Origin of the sequence: Marinobacter salicampi (assembly GCF_011074795.1) — a bacterium.
GTDB lineage: Bacteria > Pseudomonadota > Gammaproteobacteria > Pseudomonadales > Oleiphilaceae > Marinobacter > Marinobacter salicampi.
In genome coordinates this window covers 159,259-185,731 of the sequence record NZ_JAAMPF010000014.1, presented here as the reverse complement: position 1 = coordinate 185,731, position 26,473 = coordinate 159,259, and the positions used below count along the sequence as shown (strand labels likewise).

Here is a 26,473-nt window from a genome sequence, read left to right as displayed (position 1 = left end):
GCCTTCTCTTCTCCTGCGGCTGCCATCAGCGGCTGCAGGAACGCCATCCGATTCAGTGCTTTACTTCCAGAATAGCCGTACCAAGAAGGAAGCCGTTGCCGTCAGGTGCCGATCTCAGGACCTTCAGGCTGGTCTCAAACGGCGGGAAAGCCTCGCTGGCTGAGGGCAGAATTGTATATAGCTCCTCACCCACGGCCACTGGTTGATCCACGTGAAGCTGCATTCCGGTCCCGCTCAGGTCGCGGCAGACACCTTTAAAACTACGTCCATCCTTGGTAGTGACATCTATTTCCGAATTGACCTGCATGCGATGAAAATCGCGCTTCTCGGAATAATCTCTCATGCTCATGGACGTTACTGCTCCTGTACGTCTATTGCTCAGTTACAAAATCTGTGACCCGAGGTGCCAAAGACCTCAGAAAGGGAAACCGTAAGTAGTTTCCCCTTGTAAGCTGGATCACAGCCTTAGAGTGCTGAGCTTCAGGCCCAATTGTCCTGTTTGCGTGACGGTTTGAGGACCGGCACGAGGAGGGCAAGAATAATACCCAGTACCACAAGCCCGGCGCCTAACAACATAAAATCAGATTCGCTCTTGGCTTCCAAGCGTTCCTTTTCCGCCGTCAGCACCTCCACATCATTACGTAGACGCTGATTCGTTGCCTGGAGTTCCTGACTGCGGGCCTCGAGATTAATGGCATTGGCAGAGATAGCCTTGATGTTCTCGAGTTCCTCGGCAAGTTCCTCGGAGCGGTCCTCAAGTCTCTGCTCGGATCTTGCTAGTTGGTCCCTCTCTTCCTGGGTCTGTTTCAGGCTTGCCTGTAGCTCGGAAACCTGCGTCTTGGCCCTTTCCAGCTCTCGTTGGGCGGCCTGGAGCCGGTCTCGAGCTATGGGCTGTTCAGTCAGGTAGCGGGAGACAATCCAGCCTTCGATGCCTTCTTTTGTCCGTATCCGGGTGTACCCTGACTCGCTGCGTTCAAGAAGTTCCACAGCTGTACCGCTGCGCAGGCCATTATGGAGAATACGGTACTGGGTGCCTTCGCCGCTGCGTACGGGAGCAAACAAGTTATCATCGATGTAAACGGTTCTTGCCTGCAAGGGCAAACACACGGATACGAAGAGTAGAAGGGTGATTAGCCTAAGTCGGGTCACAAATGCAGTTCCTGCGAGTCTAATTTAACTGGGCAATTCTGGCACAGTTCGAAATGCAATCAAGTTGGGACGTATTACAAAAAGCTCATGCTGCCTGTGTTCAGGGTAGCACGGCCTTGAATGGTTTCACCGTCACCTTCTGATAGACGCCAGCGGCAACATAGGGATCGGCGTCGGCCCAAAGCTCTGCCGCTTCCAGGGAGTCAAATTCCGCAATCACAAGACTTCCGGTGAAACCGGCGTCATTGGGCTCGTCCGTATCAAGCGCAGGGTGAGGCCCCGCCACCAGTAAACGGCCTTCTTCTTTAAGGGTTTCAAGTCGCTGGATATGGGCGGGTCGAGCCGACTGGCGAAGTGGCAGGCTATCGACAACGTCTTCGCTAAGGATGGCGTAGTACATGGGCAATCTTCGCTCCTTCGTATCGGTGGTTGTGGGCAAGCTGTTAAACTGGCCCCGATGTGTGCCAGATTGAGCATGAATTTTCTAACGGGCCGATTTTCAGGCGGCCCGACCGAATTGGATAAAACGTGACTATACCTCAAGCCAGACCGACCTGCATTGACCTTCACTGCCACAGTCGCGCCTCCGATGGAGCGCTTTCTCCCAGGGAGCTGGTATTCAGGGCTCATGAGCGGGGCGTAACTCACCTGGCGCTCACTGACCATGACACTATAGCAGGCCTCCCCGAAGCCCTTGAGGCGGCCTCAGAGGTTGGCATCGAGCTGGTTTCCGGCATAGAGCTGTCCTGCGTCTGGAGAAGCCAGACCATTCACGTTGTCGGGCTTGACTTTGATGCCTGTGCCCCGGCACTGGTTTCGGCCATAGCAGAGCAGCATGACAACCGCTGGCGGCGGGCAAGAACCATCGCAGAGCGTCTGGACCGTTTGAAAGTCAAAGATCTGTTGGAACGGGCTACCCAGCAAGCGGACGGTGATGTGCCGGGGCGCCCCCATTTTGCCCGAGTGCTTATTGAGGCCGGTGTGGTCAAAGATCTCAACCAGGCCTTCAAGCGTTATCTGGGCGCCGGCAAACCCGGCGACGTCAGGGCATTCTGGCCCGAGCTGGCAACGGTTATTGGATGGATACTGGATGCCGGGGGGCAGGCAGTGCTGGCTCACCCTCGCAAGTACAAGCTCACCGCAACCCGTCTGAGGGCGCTGGTGGCCGACTTTCAGCGGGCCGGAGGCCAGGCGCTTGAGGTTACAACGTCGGGACAGTCCAGCGGTGATCTGGGTTTTCTGGCCGAGCTCTGCCGTCGTGAAGGAATATTGGCCTCCCAGGGAAGCGATTTTCATTTCCCGGGAGCGCCCTGGTGCGAGTTAGGGGCCATTCCCGCCATGCCCGAGGGTCTTGAGCCGATCTGGCGTCGGTTCAGGCAGCCTGTGGCGGCCTGACCAGCAGGTTTTTCATGTTTGGAAAAAATCTTGAGCCTAAAGCAAGTCGCCCACCGAAACGGTGGGCGACTCAACATTATTCAGGCGCGTGAAAGAGCAGGTACAGGTCGGTCAAGGATTCAGGAATAGCCTCAGCCATTTGCCGGCTCAGTTCTTCGCTATCTCGAACCCGCTGGAAGTCCTCGTCTTCAAACAAACCTGACAGGGTCATCATTGGCACCACCAGATCGGCGGTTTCAGCCTCGTCAGATTCAAGCCAGGCTTCTTCGTTTTCCATGAAAGTCTCGACGAAGCCCGCACACCAGTTCTCCAGGGCATTCATCGGGTCGCCGTCTTCCGGCTCAGGCAGCTCAAGGGCGCGGCCCATATCGAGCGCATGGGCAAGGTTTTCTGACAACCGTTCGACGAGCGTTCGGAAGATGTCTGGGACCCCTTCTTCAGGCACCGAATCCAGACCGGTGGTCAGTCTGAAAATAGTATCAACGGAAACCGGCACCGGCCCGACCACACTGGCACAGACCACTCCATGTAAGCCAAAAAAGTCCAGGGCATCCTCACCCCAGGGTTCGGCAAACAGAATATCTTCTAGTGCTTCGATTTCCGTGTTGGATAGCATCATAAAACTCCTGGCGTTAACGCCTTGGCGATGACTGGTCGGGGAGGCATGGCCTCCCCGCATGATTAGAACTAGCCGTCAGTTCGCTGGGTGTCCTGACGGGCTGTGTCATCAGCCTTTTGGTCTTCGCCCGAGTTGCCCCTGGCTTCAGCTTCGGCCCGCTTCTTGGCCGCCTGCTGACGCTTGCGTACTTCACGGGGGTCGTTGTAGGCGCGACCAGGCGTGGTTCCCATCGGAGCCGGAGGAGCGTTGGGTACGTCCGCCTGGGGCGCTTTTGGCTCAGACGGTTTGTCCGCCGGTGCGGGCTTCTCAACCGCTGCCGGATCCTGCGCTGTTTCAGGGACTTTGGGCGCATCCACTGGCTTGGCCACAGGTGCCTTGGCTTCTTCCTGGGCTGGCGATGCTTTTTCCGTCGCTGGCTCGGAAGCCTGCGGGGCGCCTTTACCGACGCTGCTTACTTCGGTCTGGCCTGCAGTTGGGGCGGCTGCCACAGGTGCGCTATCGTTGGGAGCACTGTCTTTTTCAGCACTGTCTTTTTCAGCACTGTCCTTTTCAGCACTGTCCTTGGAAGCGCTCTCCTTGGGCGCATCCTCAGCCGGGGCCTTGTCAGCAGCAGCCTCGGCAGCCTTCGCCGCAGCGGGCTTGCGACCTCGGGGCCTCCGTGCCGCCGGTTTTTTCGGCGATTCGGTATCAGGCGCTGGTGACTCCGGGCTCTCGGATGACCTGGCTTCCGTGTGGTTTTCACGCTTTTCGGTAACCTTGGCCCTATCGACATCAGCCGGTCCGCCGGTATCAGAGGCTTCGGCCGTTGGCGCTTCAGCACTAGCTTCTTCAGCGGTTGTCTTCCCGGCAGGGGGCGTGTGGTCCGGCGAGCCTTCAGTGGTTGTGGTGGCCACAGCGGCCTGATCACCGGCTTCTGGTTTTTCAGCTGCTTGAGGCTTCGCTTCAGGTTTCTGTTGCTCAGCGGGCTGATCGGCCTGGGGCGCGCGTGCTGCGGCTTCCCTGGTTTCGGACTCTGGCGTGCCAGGCTTGGCCTGAGTTCGAGTCGAACCACCTTCCGTGCTTCTGTCACTGCCTTTGCTTTCAGCGCTGCTCGCTGCAGCCTTGACGCTGGCATTGCTGTCCGAAACGCTTGCCTTTCGATCAGCAGGCTTGCTCACCGGCGCTTCTACTGGTGAGCCGTCGCGATTGCGCTGGCGTCTGGGGCGACGGCGTTTCTCCTCGCCGCCGGCACCGTTTGTCTGAGGCTTGCGCTCCTGATCACGGTTACCGGGTTGCAGGCTGTCAGCTGAACGCTGGGGCGCCTCATCGCCGGCCGCTTCTGTGGCAGCCTTGGCGCTCTCGGGTTTGTTCGCGTTCCGGTTATCTCCGCGCCCACCGCGGCTGCGGCCATTGTCGCGACCGCCTCCGTCCCGACTGCCGCGGCCTTTGCTGCGGGTGTCGTCCGACTTGGCGGGCCCGCCGTTTGAGGCCGGCTTCCGTTCGCCGGTGCGCTTGTTGGCCTGACTGCCGGCTGGCGCGTCGTCACGGGCCACTCTGGACTTGCGTCGCTCAGGGCGTGCCTGGGTACGGGGAGCGCCTTGCGCTGGACGGGCAGGGCGGGCGGGTCTGGCCTCAGGCTCAGCATGTTCTTCTTCATCACTGAAGAACTTGGAAATTTTTCGTGACAGCTTCTTGAACAGGCCTTCTTCCTGCGTCTGCTCTGCAGGCGCCTGTGGCGCTGTCGTGGCCGCAGCCGGCGAAGGTGCTGGTGCGCTCGGCCGAACCGACTTTACCGCAGCTTCTTCACGGATTACTTCCCGGCCCGGAGGGGCTTCCACAGCTTCTTCTTCACGAACCGCGTATTCCTGAACCACCTGGTAACTGGAGGTTCGTTCGGCGCCGGATTCGTCATCCCGCATGCGCAGGATTTCAAAATTCGGGGTGTCCATATGGGCTGCAGGAACGACCAGAATGTCGACTTCCTGACGGGCCTCAATGTCGGCGATCTGCTTGCGCTTTTCGTTCAACAGGAAGGTGGCCACCGGGATCGGCACAATGGCTCTCACCTCACCGGTCTTGTCCTTGGAAGATTCTTCATAAATAAGCCGCATGATGCTCAGAGCCAGCGATTCAATCCCGCGGATGGTGCCCTGGCCATTACAGCGGGGGCACACTTCGCTGCGGGTTTCGCCCAGGGATGGGCGTAGGCGCTGGCGGGACATTTCCAGCAGGCCAAAGCGGGAAATTTTTCCAACCTGGACCCGGGCCCGGTCTATCTCCAGGGCTTCCCGGACTTTCTGTTCCACTTCACGCTGGTGTTTGGCCGGAGTCATGTCGATAAAATCGATGACGATCAGGCCGCCCATGTCGCGCAGGCGTAGCTGGCGGGCTATCTCTTCCGCTGCCTCGAGGTTGGTCTGCAGAGCGGTCTCTTCAATGTCGTGACCTTTGGTGGCTCTGGAGGAGTTTATATCGATGGAGACCAGGGCCTCGGTGGGATCTATGACGATAGAGCCACCGGAGGGCAGTTTCACTTCCCGCTGGAACGCAGTCTCAATCTGCCCTTCAATCTGATAGCGGCTGAATAGGGGGATCTCGTCCTGGTAAAGCTTGATCTTGTTTTCAAAGGTGGGCATGACCGCCCGTACGAAGTTCAGAACGTCCTCATACACGACCGACGAATCAATCAGAACCTCGCCGATGTCCTGGCGCAGGTAATCCCGAACCGCACGGATTATGACGTTGCTTTCCTGGTGAATCAGGAAGGGCGCCTTGCGCTCCTTGGAGGCCTCAGTGATGGCTTCCCAGAACTGAACCAGGTAATCCAGGTCCCACTGCAGCTCTTCCGTGGTGCGACCGATGCCGGCGGTGCGCACGATGATGCCCATGGACTTGGGCACCTGAACACCATTCATGGCTTCTTTCAGTTGGGCGCGTTCTTCACCTTCTATACGCCGTGAAATGCCGCCAGCACGGGCATTGTTGGGCATGAGCACAAGATAGCGGCCGGCCAGGGAGATAAACGTTGTCAGGGCTGCGCCCTTGTTGCCGCGCTCTTCCTTGTCAACCTGGATAATGACTTCCTGACCTTCAGAAACCACTTCCTTGATGTTTACCTTGCCTTCGATCTGACCCGGCGATTTGCGGAAATATTCCTTGGAAATCTCCTTGAGCGGCAGAAAACCGTGACGGTCAGCTCCAAAATCGACGAAAGCCGCTTCCAGGCTGGGCTCGACACGGGTGATGCGGCCTTTGTAAATATTGGATTTTTTCTGTTCGCGGGAGCTGGATTCGATATCCAGGTCAAACAGACGTTGACCATCAACGAGTGCGACGCGCAACTCTTCTGGGTGAGTTGCATTGATAAGCATTCTTTTCATGGAAAGAAGTGTTTCCTGTCGTTAAATGAAGACAGAAAAACCGGGTGGGGCATCTGCGAAGCAGAACGTGCGTACTACCGCTGGCCATAAAAAGCCTGCGGCCAGACGGTTCAGATGGGGGCGAAAAGCCGGCCCGCTCGTCCGAAAATACCGCAAACTGTCCGGCTGCCAGCAGGCAGGGGATGGTCATTGGAAGTCAATGTCTGTTGACGCATGGTTTCCGATGTCAAATTCACGCTGGTACCTGGGTCTCACGTCGTATTCGTAAGCTGGACGGCCCGGTCCTGCGTGCTAGTAATGAATCTTCGCGATGTCGCCCGTCGGATTTTCCGTACGGTTAAACTCTGTGCTTCCGAACCCGTGCCCCGATCTGTCAAATTCGTGCCGGTGTGTTCCGAAAGCGCTTCTGCCGCCACAGCGCAACTTGATTCTGCTGTTGACGTTCAAACTCTCTGGTAGTGTCGGTATACTTCAGCCGCTCCGGCACGGGCATTTGGGCCTGGCCGTAGACAAGTGGAGAAGCACGTCGGAATATAACAGTATTCCAGGTGCTCATCAATCCCGTGCTGCCCAGGCTTGCACACCGCTGATATCCAGGATTCCATGGCCAATCCCAGACCAAAAAAACCATCGCCAAAAAAGCACGTCAAGCCGCGTAGCCAGGGCAGACGCCCGGCGCCTGTTGGCCGACAGCAGCGGCAGTCAGGACGTCAGCCTGGTGATGGCAGCGTCCAGCCGGCAACCAGGGTCGCAGCCATAGCATCAAACGAGGACTCGACGGCTTCCCGGGCGGGGGCTGGTGTCCGGAGTGCTGTTCAATGGGTCACCGTAGATGTCGATAACGACGGACAGCGGCTTGATAATTTCCTGATGGCGCTGGTGCGTGGTGTGCCGCGCAGTCTGATCTACCGGGTCATTCGTAAGGGCGAAGTTCGCATCAATAAAGGAAGGGTGCGTCCGGACACCAAAGTTCGCATGGGCGATGAGATCCGGGTACCTCCAATGACGCAGAAGGCGAAGGTTGACAAGCCTGCACCAGGATCCCGTGTTCAGGGGGTGATTGAGGGCGCCATCGTTTTTGAAAACAGCGATTTGCTGGTGGTTAACAAGCCTTCCGGAATTGCGGTGCACGGGGGCAGCGGGCTGGATTTCGGTCTAATTGAGGTGCTCCGGGCAGCCCGTCCGGAAGCACGTTTTCTGGAGTTGGTGCACCGTTTGGATCGGGACACTTCGGGTCTGGTGATGGTGGCCAAGAAACGTCCGGCTCTCAGGCATCTTCAGGAAGAGCTGCGTCAGCGTCGGGTGCGTAAACACTATCACGCCCTGGTTGAGGGAGCATGGCCGGCGGAGGTGACGCTAGTCGATGAGCCTCTGCTCCGGTTTGAGCTGAAAAACGGAGAGCGAAGGGTCCGGGTTGAGGCAGCCGGCAAAGAATCGCGTACTCTGTTCCGGGTCCTGTCGGTCTATATCGGTTATACCCTCGTTCAGGCGTCTCCGGTCACCGGGCGTACCCATCAGATCCGCGTGCATTGTGCCCATGTTGGGCATCCGATTGCCGGCGATGACAAGTATATGGATGATAGCGGCCAGAAAGCTTTTCGGGCCGCGGGCGGGCAGCGCTTGATGCTTCACGCACGGGCACTTCAGTTCTCGCTGCCAGGAAGTGAAGAGGTGGTGTTTCTGGAGGCAGAATACGACCCTGCCTTTGACGCTACGCTCGGGAAGCTCGCAGCCCGTTGTAAGACGGGTTCCCGGGGTGATAATCCGAAACTCTAATCATTTGAGGTCTTGCTGTTATGGCCATTAAAGTAGCCATCTTTGACTGGGACGGTACCCTGGTGGATTCGGTTGAGCATATTGCTGAAAGCCTGCACCAGGCTGCTACCGAACTGGGGTTCCCGGCCCTCGAAAGGGAGGCCTACCGGGATATCATTGGTCTCGGCATGGTAGAGGCCCTTGAGGCTCTCTACCCGGGGATTGGCACTGACGAAATGAAGGCTATCAGGGACGGATACGGACGCTATTTTTTCGCCAAGGCCACCACACCTCAGGAAGTGTTTGCAGGCATGACGGAAGTGTTAACAGATCTGCGTGCTGGTGGACTGGGCTGCGCAGTAGCGACCGGCAAAAGCCGCAGGGGCCTCGACCGGGCGTTGATAACCAGTGGTCTCGGCGCGCATTTTGATCTGACCTGCTGTGCTGATGAGACCCGTTCAAAGCCGGATCCTGCAATGCTGACCGAGATTCTTCGATTCTATGGGCTCAAGGCTCACGAGGCGGTCATGGTCGGCGACACGATTTATGATATGGAAATGGCCCAGAGAATCGGCATGCCTGCCATTGGCGTAGAGTGGGGTGTTCACAAGGAGCCCGCCCTCAGCAGGTTCGCGCCCCAGGCCATTGCTCGGTCTGTTGCAGATCTTCGGATAGCTCTGGCGCTTTAGCTTTAATTGGGGCGCGTGCTGTTTGAGTTCTGCGGTTTGAATTTCTTACCTTAAACTTCATAACGGGACGGGTTCCCGTTGAGTCGACCATTGCCGGGTGAATAGCATGTCAGATTGGGAATCGGATAAAAAGCCAGGATGGGGGGTGCCTACGGCATCGGACCGGGGCGAAACATCAGGGTCAGACAACAGGGACCGCAAACTCATCGAAAAACTGGTTATGTCCCTGCAGTCGGAACAGCGCAAGAGTCGGCGCTGGGGAATCTTTTTCAAGCTGTTAACTTTCGCCTACCTGTTTGCAATTCTTTTTATGCTTCTAGACCCGTTTGAAGACGGGCTTACGGATTCCGTCGAGGCACATACCGCCGTTATAGAAGTGGACGGGCCCATTGCGGATGATACCGAAGCCAGTGCGGACTACATCGTGGGCGGACTTCGCGAGGCGTTCGAGAGTACCGCTGCAAAAGCGGTGATTCTGCGAATCAACAGCCCCGGGGGCAGTCCGGTCCAGTCGGGCTATGTCTATGACGAAATCAAACGCCTGCGAGACAAACATCCTGACAAGAAACTGTACGCCGTGATTTCGGATATCGGCGCTTCCGGAGCCTACTATATCGCGGCTGCGGCAGACGAGATCTACGCCAATGAAGCCAGTCTGGTAGGTTCCATCGGCGTGGTTTCGGGCGGCTTTGGTTTTACTGGCGTGATGGACAAGCTGGGAGTTGAACGCCGCTTATATACGTCCGGCGAGAACAAGGGCTTTTTGGATCCGTTTTCCCCTGAAGAGGAGGAAGAGGTGGACTTCTGGAAGGAAGTCCTGGAGACCACCCATCAGCAGTTCATCTCTCAGGTCAAAGCAGGCCGGGGTGAGCGGCTTTCGGACGATCCCAAGCTTTTCACCGGTTTGATCTGGACCGGCGAGCAGGCGCTTGGCTTGGGTCTCATCGACGGTATTGGGAGTACAAGTTTTGTTGCCCGTGAAATTGTGGGTCATGAAGAGTTGGTGGATTATACCCGCCAGGCATCGCCCTTCCAGAACATCATCGACAGGTTCGGAGTGGCTTTCGGAGCAGCCATTGCTGATCAGTTGATGCAGTCCCGGCTGGAGCTTCGTTGAGGCCTGGACTGAAGACAGTTCAAGGCTTGGAGTTCCGGTATGCCAGGGCCAGGGTGTCCAGGTTCCAGTGTCTGAGCATGTCGTTGAGGCCAATGATCGGCAGGCCGATCAGGCAGTTGGGGTCGCGGCCCGTCAGGGACTCAAACAGGGTAATGCCGAGCGCTTCCATTTTGAAGCTGCCGGCGCAGTCATAGGGTTTCTCGACCTGGAGATAGTGCTCGATTTCCCGGGCTGTAAGCGCACGGAAGCGTACTTTAAAGGGTTCGCACAGTCGCTGTATTCTGTTGCTGTCTGAATCCAGCAAGACCAGTCCGGTGTGAAACGTGACTGTCTGACTGCTGCATTGCTGGAGCTGTAGGCGGGCCTTTTCGTGATTCCCGGGTTTGTTGAGGAGCGTCCCGTCGGGCAGGACGGCGGCTTGGTCTGAGCCGATGATCCAATGGTCTGGGCAAGAGCGCACCAGCGCCCGGGCTTTAGCTTCTGCTAAACGAAGCGCCAGCTCAGGAGCCCTTTCACTGGGCCCGCTGGTTTCATCTATATCCGGGCTGATGGCCTCGAAAGCCACGCCAAGGCGAGCCAGGAGCTGTTTTCGGTAGGGCGAGGACGACGCCAGCACAAGTGGTTTGATAGCCATGGCTAAGGGAACTCCGGTTTCCGCCTGTTATGCCCCGGGACGACCAGGGCGCGTTCCGGGCATTATAGTGGCCATAGAGGTAGGTACTAACCCCCGGCGCACCATGTTTAGCAACATTATGATAACGAAATCTTTGACAGGGGTCGGCTAGGCCCCTAAAATTGCGCGCCTATGTCAAATACCGAGTTGCCCAAAACTATTGATCCGTACAAGTTCGCGGATCAGAACAGTACTCTCGAAGGCTTCGTGCCCCTGGCTGCGCTTGGCCGGTTTGCCGAGTGTATTGTTGCGGCTGCCTCATCTGATCCGCAGGAGCAATGCCAGGTGGCATTGGCCTTCAGCAAGGATGAAGAGAGGCGTCGAATTGTCTCGGGCGAGTTAAGCGCTGAGGTCATGTTGGAGTGCCAGCGGTGCATGAAACCCATGCCTGTGACATTGACTTCGAGTTTCAGGCTGGCGCTGGTCACTTCTGACGCCCAGGCTCAGCAATTGCCCCGTGAGCTGGAACCTTTCCAGACCGACGGTTTTACCGCTGACCTCTGGACCATGGTGGAGGACGAGCTGCTGTTGGTACTGCCGCCTTTCCCTCTGCATGAACGGAAAGACTGTCAGGCAACAGAAGTGCTGGAAACATTTGAAGCGGACCCATCGGTGCCGGATGCGGCAGATGAGGAGCGGGAAAATCCATTCAGCGTTCTGGCGGATTTGAAGAAGCGCAGACATTGATTCAGGGAGTCCGGTTGCTAAATGAACAGCGGCCGAATTCTAATTTTTAGTTGATGAGTTTGATCAGGTCAGGAGCACTAGCATGGCTGTACAGAAGAACCGGAAGACCCGCTCAAAGCGTGGCATGCGTCGTTCCCACGATGCCCTGAGCGCGGCAACGCTCTCCACCGATAGCACCACCGGTGAAATCCACCGTCGGCACCATGTGTCTCCGGACGGTTTTTACCGTGGCAAGCAGGTCATCGAAGCGCGCGACGAGTAATCGTGCACCCGTTGCAGTGGTGTCAGGCGAGTAGGCGGTGAAACACGTAACTCTCGCTCTGGATGCCATGAGCGGCGATCTCGGTCCTGCCGTGGTGGTCTCGGCAGCACTGAGTGCGGTAAAAGAAAACGAAGCCTTGAGTCTCATACTGGTCGGTAACCGGCATGAGCTCGAGGCTTTGTTGCGCACAGACCACGGCCGGATCAGCATTGTCGAGGCCACCGATGTGGTCCGCATGAACGAACGCCCTTCCCATGCCCTGCGCCACAAACAGAATTCCTCCATGGCAGTTGCCCTCAAACTGGTGCGGGACGGTGACGCGCAAGGTTGCGTCAGTGCCGGCAATACCGGGGCGCTGATGGTTTTCGGCCGCTCCATTTTGCGGATGTACCCTGGCATTGAGCGCCCCGCCATTACCAAATTGATTCCGTCCCTGCGCGGTCGTTGCCACGTTCTGGATCTGGGCGCCAACGTTGATGCCAGCGCGGAAAACCTGTACCAGTTCGCCCTCATGGGTTCCCTGATGTCTTCGGCTATACACAACCTTCAGGAGCCCAGGGTAGCGTTACTGAATGTGGGAGAAGAAGAAATAAAGGGCAATGAACAGGTTCGTCTTGCCTCCCATATGCTGGCGCAGTCCGAAACCATCAATTACATAGGCTACGTCGAGGGAAGCGATCTATTCCGCGATGTGGCCGACGTGGTCGTCTGCGACGGTTTTGTTGGTAACATTGCCCTCAAAACCGGCGAGGGTGTCGCCGGACTTTTGATCGAACTCCTGGAGCAAGCCTTTGCCCGGGGCCTGTACGGTCGCTTTGTGGGTTGGCTGGCCCGACCCATTATAGGACGGCTGCTTCGCCTGATGGACCCGTCTCGTCACAATGGTGCCAGTCTTCTGGGCCTGCAGGGCGTGGTCATCAAGAGCCATGGCAACGCCAATGAGCGCGCCATGCTTGCCGCCATACGCCAGGCCGTTCAGGAAGTTGAACTGGAAGTCCCGCGTAGAATCAACGAGCGTCTTGACGACCTGCTGGTCTGACACCGGATCGCCAAGGCGACTTCTGCACGAAGGCCATACCTTGTACTATTGGCTAATCTCACGGCTTCCCCAATCACGGTAAGATCGCGCCTATGAAATCAGCCTTTATTTTTCCAGGACAGGGGTCTCAGTCGGTCGGCATGCTTGGTGCTGCGACTGAACATTGGCCCATCGTTGAGCGCACATTCTCCGAAGCCTCCCAGGTTTTGGGCTACGACTTGTGGCACCTGTGTCAGAACGGCCCCGAAGAGGAGCTGAACCAGACCACAGTAACCCAGCCGGCTCTATTAACGGCAAGTGTAGCGCTATGGCGGCAGTGGTTCGTTGCGGGCGGCCGTCAACCCGATCTGCTGGCAGGCCACAGTCTGGGCGAGTACAGCGCCCTGGTGGCTGCCGAGAGCCTGAATTTTCTTGAGGCAGTCAAGCTTGTGAGGCTGCGTGGCGAGTTGATGCAAACGGCCGTGCCCGCGGGCGAAGGCCGCATGGCAGCGATCATTGGCCTTGATGATGATCAGGTTGCCGCGGCCTGTGAAGAAGCGGCAGAGGGCCAGGTCGTTTCCGCGGTTAATTTCAACGCCCCTGGGCAGGTTGTGATTGCCGGTAACGCGGCTGCTGTAGAGCGCGCCATTGTCGCATGCAAGGCCCGCGGGGCTCGCAAGGCCATGCCGCTGCCTGTTAGTGTGCCGTCCCATTGCGCCCTGATGAAGGGTGCGTCAGAGGAGCTGGCGATCGCCCTGGATGAAGCCACCTTTAATGATGCGGTCGTACCGGTTGTACAGAACGTGACTGCCAGGCCCGAGCAGGACCGCGTCATACTAAAGGCGAACCTGGTAAAGCAGCTCTATTCCCCGGTACTCTGGACGGACTCCGTTCGCAGGCTGATGGCCGAAGGCACCGAGCAGGCAGTTGAGTGCGGGGCTGGTCGGGTATTGGCAGGCCTGGTGAAACGCATCGATAAGTCGCTGCCGGTTCATAGCATTGAGACACCGGAAGCCCTTCAGGAAGCAGTAATTGCATTAGGCAAAGTCTAGGCGTTAGCTGAACAAATGGATTTAGAAAAGGAACGGCACATGTCCCTTGAGGGAAAAATTGCATTGGTCACCGGAGCCACTCGCGGAATTGGCAAGGCCGTCGCCCTGGCACTGGCAAAGGAGGGCGCCACGGTAGTGGGCACAGCTACCAGCGCCAGCGGAGCAGAGTCCATACAGGCGGCCTTTGAAGCCGAGGGTTTCAAAGGCATGGGTATCGTCATGAACGTCGCCGAGCCGGAGAGCATTGACCAGGGCCTGAAAAAAATTATCGCCGAACTAGGCGCGCCCCTGATTCTGGTCAACAACGCCGGCATCACCCGTGATAACCTGCTGATGCGGATGAAGGATGACGAATGGTCTTCTGTGGTCGACACCAATCTGGCCAGTGTTTTCCGTACCAGTAAGGCAGTAATGCGCGGAATGGCCAAGGCCCGCTGGGGGCGGATCATTAACATCAGCTCGGTTGTCGCGGGAATGGGCAATCCAGGCCAGGTGAATTATTGCGCCGCCAAGGCTGGTGTTGAGGGCCTGACGCGAAGCCTGGCAAAGGAGATGGGCAATCGCGGCATCACCGCTAATTGCGTTGCACCAGGATTTATTGACACAGATATGACACGAAAGCTGGACGATGCCCAGCGTAACGCTATGATGGAAGTCATACCGGCTGGTCGTTTCGGCGATCCCGGAGAAGTAGCAGCCGTCGTGGCGTTTCTCGCCTCAGATGCGGCCGGGTATGTGACTGGCGACACCATTCATGTAAACGGCGGCATGTACATGGGCTAGCCAGTAGTCTGGCAACCCCTTATAGCTCAAGACTTTAGACACACACCCCTGCTTGTGTGCAGGTAGGGTTTAAACTAAACTGGCAATCCCATTATTGCTTGGTTGACATCAAAGTGAGGAAATTATGAGTACAGTTGAAGAGCGCGTTAAGAAGATCGTTTGTGAACAACTGGGCGTTAAAGAGTCCGAAGTTCAAAACTCATCTTCTTTTGTAGAGGACCTTGGCGCTGACTCACTGGACACCGTTGAGCTGGTCATGGCACTGGAAGAAGAGTTCGAAACAGAGATTCCGGACGAGGAAGCTGAGAAGCTTGCCAGTGTCCAGGACGCGATCGACTACATCGTCGCCCATACCTGATACTTCGTTCGACGTATTTCGCCAAGCAGAAGCCGTCCTGATGAAGAACCAGGACGGCTTTTTTATTGGTAGGGTGTCTGGTTTCTGCGGACATCGGGCACCGGGCACCGAGTAGACAGGTAAGGAACAGCTATGGCTAAAAGACGTGTGGTCATCACAGGTTTCGGGATGCTTTCTCCACTGGGCAACGACGTAACCTCCTCCTGGCAGGGTATAATCGCGGGGCGTAGCGGCATTGGTCCCATTGAGCGTTTTGACGCCACCGGGTACAACACCCGTATTGGTGGTGCGATCCGCGACCTGAATATGGAACCCTATCTGTCGGCTAAAGACGCCCGTAAACTCGATGCCTTTATCCACTATGGCCTTATAGCAGCCCACCAGGCAATTGAGCATAGCCACCTGGACCAGTTCGACGGCCTTGATCCCGAGCGGGTGGGGGTCGCCATAGGATCCGGTATTGGTGGGCTGGAGTACATTGAAAAGAATGTACTCATCCTTGCCGAGAGCGGCCCCAGAAAGGTATCGCCGTTCTTTGTGCCAGCCTCTGTCATCAATATGATCAGCGGAAACGTTGCCATCCGGTTTGGTTACCAGGGGCCGAACATTGCCATCACAACTGCCTGTACCACCGGAACCCATAACATTGGTTATGCGGCCCGTACCATTATGTACGGCGATGCCGATGTCATGCTGGCGGGCGGTTCTGAAATGGCTACAACCCGAACCGGTATTGCAGCGTTCGCAGCAGCACGAGCCTTGTCGACGCGCAACGACGAACCGGAAAAAGCCAGCCGGCCCTGGGACAGGGACCGGGACGGTTTCGTGTTGAGCGATGGCGCCGGTGTAGTGGTGTTGGAAGAGCTTGAGCATGCACGGGCCCGGGGCGCAACTATTTACGCAGAAGTAGCCGGTTTTGGCATGAGCGATGATGCCCATCACATTACGTCTCCCCCGGAAGCAGGGGAAGGCGCGCAACGGTCGATGAAAAACGCCCTGCGAGATGCCGGGATTGAACCTGGGGAAGTCAGCTACATCAATGCGCATGGTACCTCCACCCTGGTAGGGGATCTGGCAGAAGTGGCGGCCGTAAAGGCAGTCTTTGGGACTTCGGTCTACTCTCTGGCCATGAGCAGTACCAAGTCGATGACCGGGCATCTACTTGGGGCCGCCGGAGCTGTAGAAGCCATTTTTTCGGTGTTGGCCATTAAAGAAGGGCTGCTGCCCCCAACCATTAACCTGGATAATCCGGATCATGGCTGTGACCTGGATCTGGTACCCCATGAAGCACGTAAAGCAGATGTGCGCTGTGCCCTGTCTAACTCCTTCGGATTTGGTGGCACCAATGGAACGCTGATTTTCAAACGTTTCGAAGACTGAGCACGGCCATGATCCGCATCCTTTGGGCCGATACTGACCAGGTGCCAGCCAGCGACCGCGGGCTGGCCTACGGCGATGGCATATTTGAGACGCTCAGGATTCAGCATGGGCGGCCGACATTGTGTGACCGGCATGTCGAGAGACTACTGAACGGCGCATTGCGGCTGGGCATCCCGCTAATCAGAACGGAGCTCGAAAGCGCAATAGTGCAAGCCTGTCGCCGTTATGCCAGGGCCGAAGACTGGGTCCTGAAGCTAATTCTTACCCGCGGCAGCGGCGGTCGAGGCTACAGGCCGCCGGATGCGCCGGTACCATGCCTTATCCTCAGTGCTCATGCCATGCCACCACTGCCTGCCGAGGGCGGGGTGAAGGTCGCTCTGGCCAGGCTCAATCTGACAGTGAATCCGGTCCTGGCCGGGCTCAAGTCCCTGGCCCGCTCGGAGCAGGTGCTGGCAAGCCGGAGCCTGCCCAGGCACTGCTTCGAGGCCTTGATGACCGACACCGCAGGTCGCCTTCTGGAAGGCACCCGTACCAACCTGATGCTGCGTTTCGATGACGGCTGGCTGACACCTCCGGCGACTCATCTTGCGGTGGCAGGTGTCATGAGGGCGCAGGTAATGGATGCATTGCTTGCGAGGGGCGAGCCCGTGCGTGAGCGATCGATCGAATTTGCCAAACTTGTTTCACCCCGCTGCGAAGGCATGCTTATTATGAACAGCGTTATCGGCGTTATGCCGGTTCGCAGTATTGGTTGTGTTGAGTTGCCCGTTTCGGCAGGCCTTGCGACAATCGCCTCTATAAATTTCTTTGTGGACTCGTACGTTTGATCAAATCCTTTCTTATCGCTGTTATCTGTCTTCTCATCCTGGCTGCTGCCGGCACGGGTCTTTGGGCCTGGCAAGGTCTGGAGTCCCTGGAATCCTCCCGGCCGCTGAGCGAGTCGATGTTGTTCGAAGTTCCTGCCGGAACTCCGTTCTCTCGTGTCACCCGGGAGATGGAAGCGAGGGAGCTGCTTTCCGACAGTTTCTGGCTGCGTCTGCATGGCCGGCTGAATCCTGCGGATACCGCGATCAAAGCGGGCGAGTACGAATTTCTGCCAGGTATGTCACCCCTTGAGATGCTGGCACAGATGAATGAAGGGCGCACCAAGAGCTGGAGTATTCAGTTCATCGAAGGGTCGAAATTCAGCGACGTCAGGGCTACGTTGGCGCTTCACCCTAAGCTGAAAACAGTCACTACTGACTGGCGTGACGAGCGCATCATGGCTGAACTTGGGGCGGAAGGCGCTCATCCCGAAGGCCGTTTCTTCCCCGATACCTATTTGTTCCAGAGCAGCGATACGGATCTGGAAATATTGCAGCGTGCCTTTGACCGACTGAACACAGTGCTGGCTGAAGAGTGGGAGAGGAAACAGGAGGGACTGCCTTACGAAACGCCCTATGATGCCCTGATAATGGCCTCCATAATCGAGCGTGAGACCGGGGCCGCGTTTGAACGAAAGCAGGTGGCAGGCGTGTTTGTCCGCCGTTTGGACAAAGGCATGCGGCTGCAAACCGACCCTACGGTTATCTATGGCATGGGAGACAGTTACCAGGGCCGGATCACCCGGCGCGACCTGAACACCACGACGCCTTACAACACCTACCGTATCTCGGGCTTGCCGCCGACACCCATTGCCCTGGCAGGGCGAGAGGCCATTCACGCCGCACTTAACCCGGCCGACGGGGACTCACTCTACTTCGTAGCCAAAGGGGACGGCACGCATAAGTTCTCTCGCACCCTGCAAGAGCATCAGAAAGCGGTTCGGGCCTATCAGTTAAAGCGCCGCTCGGATTACCGCTCCAGCCCGGCACCGGTAGTACCTGTTGAAGAGGCGGAGACCGAATGACCGGACGAGGTCGGTTCATCACCTTTGAAGGTTCCGAAGGTGTGGGCAAATCTACCCAGATCCAGGTAGCCGCAGAGTATCTCAGAAATGCCGGGATAGAGGTTGTGCTGACCCGTGAACCCGGGGGCACGCCTATGGCGGAAACCATTCGTGAGGTTCTGCTTGCGCCCCGTGACGAGCCGGTCCATGAAACCACAGAGCTTTTGCTCATGTTCGCAGCCCGGGCCCAACACTTGAATGCTCGTATTTTGCCTGCCCTTGCCGCTGGTAAGTGGGTTCTGTGTGATCGTTTTACCGATGCCACCTTTGCCTACCAGGGCGGTGGCCGGGGGGTTTCAATGGACCGGATCGCCCAACTGGAGACTCTGGTGCAGGGCTCTTTCCGTCCCGATCACGTCGTACTGCTGGATGCTCCGGTGGATGTCGGCATGGCCCGTGCCCGGCACAGGGGTGAACTGGACCGCTTCGAAACAGAAGCCTGTGGTTTTTTCCAGCGTATCAGGCAGACCTACCTCGAGCGTGCCCAGTCTGACCGTGATCGCTACCACGTGCTGGACGCCTCAATGTCCATGGAAGAGGTGAGTGGCGCGGTGGTTGCGCTCATGGGCCGGCTCATACAGGAACACGCCTAGCCCGAACCGGTCCGGAGTGCGGCCGTGCAAGCGTGCACTTAGTCTGCTTTAATGAAAGCAGTAAGTTGGCCGGAGTGTCCCACACCCTTATTATGTTGAATGCACGCGTTATCAAATTGCCAGAGTCCGCCCGGCATCATCGCCATGAGCATCACCAACTGGTGATCGGCGTACGGGGTGAGGCAGAGATGAGTGTGGCGGGGGTGGGCTCCCGGCTTGATACCTGGAACGCGTGCCTTGTCCCTACCGAGGCTGAACATGACTATTGCGGTAACGAGCGCAACCACGTGCTCGTCATCGATCTCGACCCCTACCTTCCCGCCCTGAATAACCCGGCCCATAGTGATTATGAAAAGATGGCGCCTCTGTTTGACAGGGCGCGGGTGCTCAGTTTCGATAACCAGTTGCAGGGCCTTGTCCAACTCTGTGCCGGTGAGTTCTCCCGGGCACCGGATAACGCCGCCATGCAGCGGCATCTCGCCGCCGGCATTCTGCACTGCATGTCTGAGCGCCTAGGGTACAAGCAGGCCCATCAGGCAAGAGCCTGCTTCAGCCCTGAAACCATACGCAGATATGTGATGGAGAACCTGCACAAGAAGATTACCGTGGCCGATCTTGCCAGTGTGGCCTGCCTCAGTGTCAGCCGATTCCATGAGACCTTCCGGTCCCTGACCGGTATTACCCCGCATCAATACCTGCTTAAGGTTCGCCTCGAACAGGCAACGAAACTGATCACGGGCACCAGTCTGACGGTATCGGAAATCAGCTTTCGCACGGGTTTCTCAAGCCAGGGAGCCCTGACCAATGCGCTTCAGAAACATCGTGCCATAACACCCTCCGCCCTGCGTGCAGCGGACTGATTCCAGCCATTTTGCATCAGATACGCAACAATCGGATAAATTTGCAAAAAAATAGTAGGTTTTTGTAAGTTTAAACGCCAATTCCAAACTAAATTTAATGGTTAGTTGAGCCATGTCGGAAACCCCGCAGGTAGTTTTCGGCTTAAACCAGATTATTTAGTTGAGAGGCGCTTCATGTTCAGTGCAAGTAAGGTCCTTGAGCCTGCCTTCCAGGAACAGCCCAGGTCGTTTTTCTGGCAGGGCATTATCGAGAATTATGCTGTCGACGAGGCAGCCTGTCTCAAAGAGCTTATTCCCCTTGCCCAAAGCGATGCGTCGGAGTACAGGGCAGTCACTGAAACCGCCACTCGACTGATCAGAAAGGTTCGGGAGCAGGACGACTCGATCCACATGATTGACGCCCTGCTGCAGGAGTACAGTCTGGACACCCAAGAGGGCATTCTGCTGATGTGCCTGGCCGAAGCCCTGATGAGAATTCCCGACAAGCATACCGCCGATGCGCTGATTCACGACAAGATGTCTACTGCAGACTGGCAGAAACATGTTGGCCGCAGTGAGTCCACGCTTGTGAATGCCTCTACCTGGGGCCTCCTCCTTACAGGGCGGGTGGTCAAGATGGACAAGCGCCTGGACGGTTCGCCTTCGAATGTCTGGAAACGTCTGGTCAAACGTAGTGGCGAGCCTGTTATCCGGAGCGCCATGTATCGCGCCATGGGTATCATGGGCAAGCAATTCGTGTTGGGCCGGGATATTCGGGAGGCTCTGAACAACGCCAGGGACTATCGGGATAAGGGTTACACCTATTCCTTCGATATGCTGGGCGAAGCCGCGATGACAAGAGATGATGCGGACCGTTATCTGAAGGACTATCTAGACGCTATTGACGCTGTCGGTAATGACCCCTATCCGAAGAACAGGGCCCCGGCCCCGTCTATTTCCATAAAACTTTCCGCCCTGCACCCACGCTATGAAGAGGCCCAGGAAGAGCGGGTACTCAGCGAGCTCTACGAAACCCTGGTGAACCTGCTGGAAATGGCCCGGGAGAAAGGCGTTGCGATTACCGTTGACGCAGAGGAAATGGATCGCCTCGAGCTTTCCATGAAGCTATTTGAGAAGGTGTTCTCGTCCCCCGTCGCCAAGGGATGGGGTGGTTTCGGCCTGGTCGTTCAGGCTTATTCCAAGCGGGCGCTGCCGGTATTGTGCTGGCTCACTAAGCTCGCTCGGGAAGTGGGGGAAGAGATTCCCATTCGGCTTGTGAAAGGGGCTTACTGGGACACTGAAATCAAGCTTTGCCAGCAGCTCGGGCTTGACGGTTACCCGGTCTTTACCCGCAAGGAGGCGACCGACACTTCCTACCTGGCCTGTTTGCGATTCCTGCTGAGCGACTACACCAAAGGTGCGCTCTACCCGCAGTTGGCCAGTCATAACGCCCACACGGTAGCCTCGGTCCTTACCATGGCCCGAAACAAGGGGCGCAAGATCGAATTCCAGCGGCTTCATGGCATGGGCGATGCGCTCTATCACACCGTACTTGAAGAAAATGACTTTCCGGTGCGCATTTACGCGCCGGTCGGGGCCCACAAGGATCTGTTGCCCTATCTGGTCCGGCGCCTGCTGGAAAACGGCGCTAACTCCTCCTTCGTGCACAGGCTGGTGGACGCCGGCACACCAATCGAAGACCTGGTGACCAACCCGGTTCAGGATCTTCAGAAATACGACAAGTTACCTAACGAGCGTATCCTCCTGCCACGCCAGATATACGGCAAGGAGAGACCCAATTCCAAAGGAATTAATCTCCATGTTGCGGCTCATTTGGATCCGCTCATGCGGAAGCTGGATCCCTGGCGCAAGACCCAGTGGTCAGCAGGCCCCATCATTGGAGGCGAGACACGGTATGCAGGCGACCTTCAACAGGTGAATGCGCCTTACGATCAATCCCGTTCTGTGGGACAGGTCTATTTCGCTAATGATGCCCAGGTTAAAGAAGCCCTTGAACTGGCTGGCCAGGCTTACCCGAACTGGAACGAAACTGCGGTGGATGACCGTGCGGCCTGCCTGGAACGGTTCGCAGATCTAATGGAGTCCCATCTTGAGGAGCTGATGGCCATATGCAGTAGGGAGGCGGGCAAAACACTCCAGGACGGTATTGATGAGGTCAGGGAAGCGGTCGACTTCTGTCGATACTACGCCATACAGGGCCGCTCCCGGTTTGGGGCTGCGACGGTACTGCCTGGTCCGACCGGAGAGAGCAACGAGCTTTACCTGGAAGGTCGGGGCGTGTTTCTCTGCATCAGTCCCTGGAACTTTCCGCTGGCCATATTCACAGGTCAGGTTGTGGCAGCTCTGGTTTCAGGCAACACGGTCGTTGCCAAGCCGGCGGAACAGACTAGTCTGGTTGCGCATCGGGCTGTGCAACTGATGCTCGAGGCGGGGTTTCCGAAAGACGTCATTCAGTTTTTGCCAGGAGACGGGGCACGGATCGGTGCCCTGTTGGTGCCCGACCAGCGTATTGCCGGGGTGGCCTTTACCGGTTCGACCCAGGTGGCGCACATCCTGAACCGTGCTCTGGCGGACCGGTCTGGCGCTATTGTGCCGCTGATCGCAGAAACTGGTGGTCAGAATGCCATGATCGTGGACAGCAGTGCTCTATCAGAGCAGGTTATCCGGGATGTTCTGCATTCATCCTTTGCCAGTGCAGGGCAACGTTGTTCCGCGCTGAGAGTGATCTATATTCAGAGAGACGTGGCAGAAAGAATGGAAACCCTGCTGGCGGGAGCCATGCACGAATTATCAATAGGCGACCCTGCATTGCATAGCACAGACGTGGGGCCAGTCATTGACCAGGAGGCTCAGTCCGGGTTGCAGCAGCATCTTGCTCATCTGGAAACGTCGGCTCGGTTTATAGCCCAGGTAAAGTTGCCGCCATCGTGCCATAGCGGGTACTTTATACCGCCTTCCGCCTATGGCATCGACAGTATCAGCCAACTGGACAAAGAACATTTCGGCCCGATTCTGCATGTGGTCCGATACGCGGCAGAAAACCTGGACAAAGTGATTGATGAGATCAACCAGGCCGGCTATGGCCTTACCCTTGGCATACACAGCCGAAGCGAAGGAACAGCTGCCTATATCGAGAGACGGGTGAAAGTGGGCAATACCTACATCAATCGTAACCAGATTGGCGCGGTGGTGGGGGTCCAGCCTTTCGGGGGGCGTGGCCTGTCAGGTACCGGCCCGAAAGCAGGTGGGCCGCATTATCTTTTACGGTTCGCTACCGAGAGAGCACGTACCATCAATACCACAGCGGTGGGCGGGAATGCATCGCTACTTTCGCTGGGGATTGAAAAGGTTTGACATCGCGAAGCGGTAAACGCAGCGCGCACCAGAAACTAACAATAAGGAGGCGAGTACCAGTACCAGTATAAAGACGCTGGCTTGGCAGGCGGTCGCACACGATCACGTGATCAGGAGAAAAGTAACAACAACAAGGTGCACGCTACCGATTAAACCCGGTAAACGTGACAAAACAATCGGGGCTATGCCCGATATTATGACTTGGAGAGGTCTCATGGCTATTGGTGTTTGGATCAGTCTGTTTGCTTATTTTGCAGTCATGATTGCCATCGGCATTTTCGCGATGCGCACATCGACGTCCTCATCAGAGGATTATATGCTGGGCGGACGTGCCCTTAGTCCAAAAGTGGCAGCTCTTTCAGCCGGGGCTTCCGACATGAGTGGCTGGTTGCTGCTGGGTCTGCCTGGGGCGCTGTTTGTATCCGGCCTGGCATCAGCCTGGATAGGCATCGGTCTGCTTGTGGGCGCGTTCTTCAACTGGGTTCTGGTGGCACCCCGTCTTCGTGAACAAACCGTTCATTATGGCAATGCGATTACCATCCCGTCGTTCCTGGCAAATCGTTTTCCCACTCAGGCGTTATCGCTGCGCACGGTGTCAGCCATTGTTATCGTTATCTTCTTCGCTGTTTACACTGCATCTGGCCTGGTTGCCGGCGGCAAACTGTTTGAAAGCGCGTTCGCGGAAATCATCAACGTCGGTGGCATGAGTGACTACGCCGTGGGGATTGGTATCACGCTGGGCGTGGTGCTTATCTACACTGTGGTCGGCGGTTTCCTGGCAGTGAGCATGACCGACTTCGTTCAGGGCTGCATCATGATGGTGGCACTGGTTATCATGCCGCTGGTGGTGCTGTTCGGTGAGGGCGGTGGCGGGTACGCCCAGGCGTCCGAAACGCTGAACGAAGTTGACCCCACGCTGCTGTCCTGGACCGAAGGACTGACGGTGATCGGTTGGCTGTCAGCGGTCACCTGGGGTCTGGGTTACTTTGGCCAGCCCCACATCATCGTGCGTTTCATGGCAATCCGAACCCTGAAAGACGTTCCTATTGCACGTAACATCGGCATGTCCTGGATGCTGATTTCTTTGGTAGGTGCCATTTCCCTGGGTATCTTTGGTCGGGCTTATGCTGTTCGTAACGGAATGGATGTCGAAGATCCGGAAACCATCTTCATCATTCTGTCTGAGCTGCTGTTCCATCCGCTGATTACCGGCTTCCTCTACGCTGCTCTGCTGGCGGCGGTCATGAGCACCATTTCCAGCCAGCTCCTGGTGTCATCATCTTCGTTGACGGAAGACTTTTACCGTCTCTTCCTGCGTAAAGAAGCGACGGACCGCGAGTGCGTGAATGTCGGCCGGGTTTGTGTCGTACTGGTTGGCGCGGTTGCCGCCATCATTGCTTCCGATCCGGACTCCCAGGTGCTGGCACTGGTGAGCAACGCTTGGGCAGGCTTCGGTGCCGCCTTCGGCCCGCTGATCATCCTGTCGCTGATGTGGCCTCGCGCAAATGGCGCTGGCGCCATCGCTGGCATGGTCGTGGGTGCCGCCACCGTTATTATCTGGATATCACTGGGCTGGAACGCGGAATTCATGGGCGGCCCTGGTGTTTACGAGATCATTCCCGGCTTCATTGCCTCGTGGATAGCCATCATGGTGGTGAGCAGTGCCACAGCCGATGCTGGCGAGTATCAGATTATCAACCGGTAGTCCGGGTGGAAAAACCACTCGGAGTGATTCAGAGGGCTCCTGCGGGAGCCCTCTTTACGTTGTGAGTTCCTGATAAGGACCCGCAGCACGATAGCCGTCGGCGGTAAAGCGTCGTTTCTGTACCCCGGCACCGAATAATCTGGAGCCGGGTCAACAGTGGCCGTGAAAGACAGCCGGTCGAACGGACCGGCCGTTACATAACGCATAACTAAGCTGTAAAAAGCGCACGGAGAAAACAACCACATGATAGGAAACAACGTTGGGGTGACGATCACGTTCCTCATTTATCTCGTGTTGATGCTGGTTATTGGCTACATCGCCTATAAGCGCACAACGAATCTTTCAGACTACATTCTGGGTGGCCGGAGCCTGGGCCCGTTGCCTTCAGCCCTGAGTGCCGGGGCATCGGATATGAGTGGCTGGCTGCTTCTTGGCTTGCCCGGTTACGCCTATGCCGCAGGTTATGAAGCCATATGGATTGCCGTTGGTCTGCTTGCAGGGACCTGGCTGAACTGGCTGTTCGTTGCCAGACGTCTGCGCACCTATTCCTTTGCGGCCGGCGATTCGCTGACGATGCCGTCCTATTTCGAGAACCGCTTTCACGATACCAGTCGGATCCTGCGGGTCGTCTCGGCTTTTTTCATACTGTTGTTCTTCCTCTTCTATACAAGCTCCGGTCTTGTCGCCGGCGGCAAGCTGTTTGAAACCGTATTTGGCCTGGACTACGAAATTGCAGTGATCGTCGGAACCGTTGCGGTTGTGTCCTATACCTTCTTCGGGGGCTTTCTTGCGGTCGCATGGACGGACGTTATTCAGGGCCTGCTCATGTTTGCGGCTCTACTGCTGGTGCCAATCATGGCCCTGAATGCTGATGGTGGCTGGTCTGCCACCCAGGCGGCCATGGAAGCAAAGAATCCTGAGTTCCTGAATGCCTTCACCGGCGCAGATGGCGAGGCGCTCGGTATTCTCGCCATTCTGTCACTGCTTGGCTGGGGCCTCGGTTATTTCGGTCAGCCCCATATTCTGGCCCGATTTCAGGCAATTCGCAGTGAAGATGATGTCCCGACCGCCCGTCGTATTGCCGTTATCTGGAGTGCCTTCGGCCTCTTCGGTGCCCTGCTGGTGGGTTTTGCGGCCATCGGTTATTTCGACACGGCCCTGGACGACGGCGAAAAGGCGTTCATCTTGCTGGTTGACGCGCTTTTCCATCCCATCATTTCCGGCATACTGCTGGCAGCGATTCTTGCAGCCATCATGAGTACAGCAGATTCCCAGTTGCTGGTGTCGTCCTCTGCGCTGGCGGAAGATTTCTATAAAGCACTCTTCCGGAAGGCTGCGTCACAAACCGAGCTGGTCTGGGTGGGGCGTTTCGCAGTGGTGGGCATTGCCATTATTGCGACGGCGCTGGCGTTTGATCCAGACAGTCAGGTTCTGACTCTGGTTTCCTATGCCTGGGCAGGCTTTGGTGCCGCCTTCGGCCCGGCACTGGTGCTGTCCCTGTACTGGAAAAAAATGAACAAAGTCGGTGCTGTAGCGGGTATTGTTGTCGGTGGAGCCACGGTGGTGATCTGGGGCAATATGTCTGGCGGCATCCTCGATCTGTACGAGATCATTCCGGGAGTCATTCTGGCCACTATCGCCATCGTCGTCGGTTCATTGGCGACGGGTGATCCGGCTGCGGACGTTCAGGAAGGGTTTGAGCGGGCGATGAACCCCAAGTAGATTGTAAGTTAGCAAG

At 57.0% G+C, this 26,473-nt stretch carries 24 protein-coding genes; 18 read left to right on the top strand and 6 right to left on the bottom strand.

Annotated features, from left to right (window positions below; genetic code table 11):
- Positions 1-52: 52 nt before the first annotated feature.
- From G7W63_RS07795 to G7W63_RS07785, 3 genes are all read right to left on the bottom strand, one after another.
- A complete protein-coding gene (locus tag G7W63_RS07795; RefSeq protein ID WP_341273678.1) occupies positions 53-349 on the bottom strand; it encodes a PilZ domain-containing protein in 297 nt (98 codons plus the stop codon).
- Positions 350-480: 131 nt separating this feature from the next.
- Entirely contained in the window at positions 481-1,149 is a 669-nt protein-coding gene (locus G7W63_RS07790) for a TIGR04211 family SH3 domain-containing protein (protein ID WP_166255695.1), read from the bottom strand.
- A gap of 100 nt (positions 1,150-1,249) precedes the next feature.
- A complete protein-coding gene (locus G7W63_RS07785) occupies positions 1,250-1,549 on the bottom strand; it encodes a YciI family protein (protein ID WP_166255692.1) in 300 nt (99 codons plus the stop codon).
- Between the two features lie 128 nt (positions 1,550-1,677).
- Here G7W63_RS07785 and G7W63_RS07780 point away from each other — a divergent pair, with 128 nt between their 5' ends.
- The gene (locus tag G7W63_RS07780) at positions 1,678-2,544 is read left to right on the top strand and encodes a PHP domain-containing protein (RefSeq protein ID WP_166255689.1); all 867 of its coding nucleotides are present in this window, start codon (positions 1,678-1,680) and stop codon (positions 2,542-2,544) included.
- Between the two features lie 76 nt (positions 2,545-2,620).
- On the opposite strand, the gene G7W63_RS07775 is transcribed toward G7W63_RS07780, so the two are convergent.
- Both G7W63_RS07775 and G7W63_RS07770 read right to left on the bottom strand, forming a co-directional pair.
- Positions 2,621-3,160, bottom strand: a complete 540-nt coding sequence (locus tag G7W63_RS07775) for a YecA/YgfB family protein (RefSeq protein ID WP_166255753.1) — start codon at positions 3,158-3,160, stop codon at positions 2,621-2,623.
- 71 nt (positions 3,161-3,231) lie between these two features.
- Positions 3,232-6,522: an Rne/Rng family ribonuclease gene (locus tag G7W63_RS07770; protein WP_166255686.1), complete on the bottom strand. Its 3,291-nt coding sequence runs from the start codon at positions 6,520-6,522 to the stop codon at positions 3,232-3,234.
- Between the two features lie 603 nt (positions 6,523-7,125).
- Here G7W63_RS07770 and rluC point away from each other — a divergent pair.
- The 3 genes from rluC (at position 7,126) to G7W63_RS07755 (ending at position 10,083) form a co-directional block, all read left to right on the top strand.
- Positions 7,126-8,298, top strand: a complete 1,173-nt coding sequence (gene rluC, locus G7W63_RS07765) for a 23S rRNA pseudouridine(955/2504/2580) synthase RluC (RefSeq protein WP_166255683.1) — start codon at positions 7,126-7,128, stop codon at positions 8,296-8,298.
- 20 nt (positions 8,299-8,318) lie between these two features.
- The gene (locus tag G7W63_RS07760; RefSeq protein WP_166255680.1) at positions 8,319-8,966 is read left to right on the top strand and encodes an HAD family hydrolase; all 648 of its coding nucleotides are present in this window, start codon (positions 8,319-8,321) and stop codon (positions 8,964-8,966) included.
- A gap of 106 nt (positions 8,967-9,072) precedes the next feature.
- Entirely contained in the window at positions 9,073-10,083 is a 1,011-nt protein-coding gene (locus G7W63_RS07755; protein WP_166255677.1) for a S49 family peptidase, read from the top strand.
- Between the two features lie 19 nt (positions 10,084-10,102).
- Here G7W63_RS07755 and G7W63_RS07750 read toward each other — a convergent pair whose 3' ends face one another.
- On the bottom strand, positions 10,103-10,717 hold the full coding sequence (locus G7W63_RS07750; protein WP_166255674.1) for a Maf family protein: 615 nt from the start codon (positions 10,715-10,717) through the stop codon (positions 10,103-10,105).
- A 171-nt stretch (positions 10,718-10,888) separates the two neighbouring features.
- On the opposite strand from G7W63_RS07750, the gene G7W63_RS07745 reads away from it, so the two are divergent.
- The 14 genes from G7W63_RS07745 to putP (G7W63_RS07680) all read left to right on the top strand — a co-directional run bounded on the left by G7W63_RS07745 (position 10,889) and on the right by putP (G7W63_RS07680) (position 26,457).
- On the top strand, positions 10,889-11,443 hold the full coding sequence (locus G7W63_RS07745; RefSeq protein ID WP_166255671.1) for a YceD family protein: 555 nt from the start codon (positions 10,889-10,891) through the stop codon (positions 11,441-11,443).
- Positions 11,444-11,525: 82 nt separating this feature from the next.
- The gene (gene rpmF, locus G7W63_RS07740; RefSeq protein WP_166255668.1) at positions 11,526-11,705 is read left to right on the top strand and encodes a 50S ribosomal protein L32; all 180 of its coding nucleotides are present in this window, start codon (positions 11,526-11,528) and stop codon (positions 11,703-11,705) included.
- Between the two features lie 37 nt (positions 11,706-11,742).
- On the top strand, positions 11,743-12,744 hold the full coding sequence (plsX, locus tag G7W63_RS07735) for a phosphate acyltransferase PlsX (RefSeq protein ID WP_166255665.1): 1,002 nt from the start codon (positions 11,743-11,745) through the stop codon (positions 12,742-12,744).
- Between the two features lie 92 nt (positions 12,745-12,836).
- Complete coding sequence (gene fabD, locus G7W63_RS07730; RefSeq protein ID WP_166255660.1) at positions 12,837-13,775, top strand: ACP S-malonyltransferase; 939 nt, start codon at positions 12,837-12,839, stop codon at positions 13,773-13,775.
- A gap of 39 nt (positions 13,776-13,814) precedes the next feature.
- Positions 13,815-14,558 carry a 3-oxoacyl-ACP reductase FabG gene (fabG, locus tag G7W63_RS07725; RefSeq protein WP_166255657.1) on the top strand — a complete coding sequence of 248 codons (744 nt, stop codon included), beginning with the start codon at positions 13,815-13,817 and terminating at the stop codon, positions 14,556-14,558.
- A 124-nt stretch (positions 14,559-14,682) separates the two neighbouring features.
- Positions 14,683-14,916, top strand: a complete 234-nt coding sequence (gene acpP, locus G7W63_RS07720; RefSeq protein ID WP_012136033.1) for an acyl carrier protein — start codon at positions 14,683-14,685, stop codon at positions 14,914-14,916.
- A gap of 132 nt (positions 14,917-15,048) precedes the next feature.
- On the top strand, positions 15,049-16,296 hold the full coding sequence (fabF, locus tag G7W63_RS07715) for a beta-ketoacyl-ACP synthase II (protein ID WP_166255654.1): 1,248 nt from the start codon (positions 15,049-15,051) through the stop codon (positions 16,294-16,296).
- A gap of 8 nt (positions 16,297-16,304) precedes the next feature.
- A complete protein-coding gene (pabC, locus tag G7W63_RS07710) occupies positions 16,305-17,123 on the top strand; it encodes an aminodeoxychorismate lyase (RefSeq protein ID WP_166255651.1) in 819 nt (272 codons plus the stop codon).
- A complete protein-coding gene (gene mltG / locus G7W63_RS07705; protein WP_166255648.1) occupies positions 17,120-18,184 on the top strand; it encodes an endolytic transglycosylase MltG in 1,065 nt (354 codons plus the stop codon). Before pabC ends, mltG begins: the two co-directional genes overlap by 4 nt.
- A complete protein-coding gene (gene tmk / locus G7W63_RS07700; RefSeq protein ID WP_166255645.1) occupies positions 18,181-18,816 on the top strand; it encodes a dTMP kinase in 636 nt (211 codons plus the stop codon). The genes mltG and tmk overlap by 4 nt, the downstream gene beginning before the upstream one ends.
- 92 nt (positions 18,817-18,908) lie before the next feature.
- Positions 18,909-19,676, top strand: a complete 768-nt coding sequence (locus tag G7W63_RS07695; protein ID WP_166255642.1) for a helix-turn-helix transcriptional regulator — start codon at positions 18,909-18,911, stop codon at positions 19,674-19,676.
- A 174-nt stretch (positions 19,677-19,850) separates the two neighbouring features.
- The gene (gene putA, locus G7W63_RS07690) at positions 19,851-23,030 is read left to right on the top strand and encodes a bifunctional proline dehydrogenase/L-glutamate gamma-semialdehyde dehydrogenase PutA (RefSeq protein WP_166255639.1); all 3,180 of its coding nucleotides are present in this window, start codon (positions 19,851-19,853) and stop codon (positions 23,028-23,030) included.
- Between the two features lie 214 nt (positions 23,031-23,244).
- Positions 23,245-24,735, top strand: coding sequence for a sodium/proline symporter PutP (gene putP, locus G7W63_RS07685; RefSeq protein WP_166255636.1), 1,491 nt, complete (start codon positions 23,245-23,247; stop codon positions 24,733-24,735).
- A 243-nt stretch (positions 24,736-24,978) separates the two neighbouring features.
- A complete protein-coding gene (putP, locus tag G7W63_RS07680) occupies positions 24,979-26,457 on the top strand; it encodes a sodium/proline symporter PutP (protein WP_166255633.1) in 1,479 nt (492 codons plus the stop codon).
- Positions 26,458-26,473: the final 16 nt, after the last annotated feature.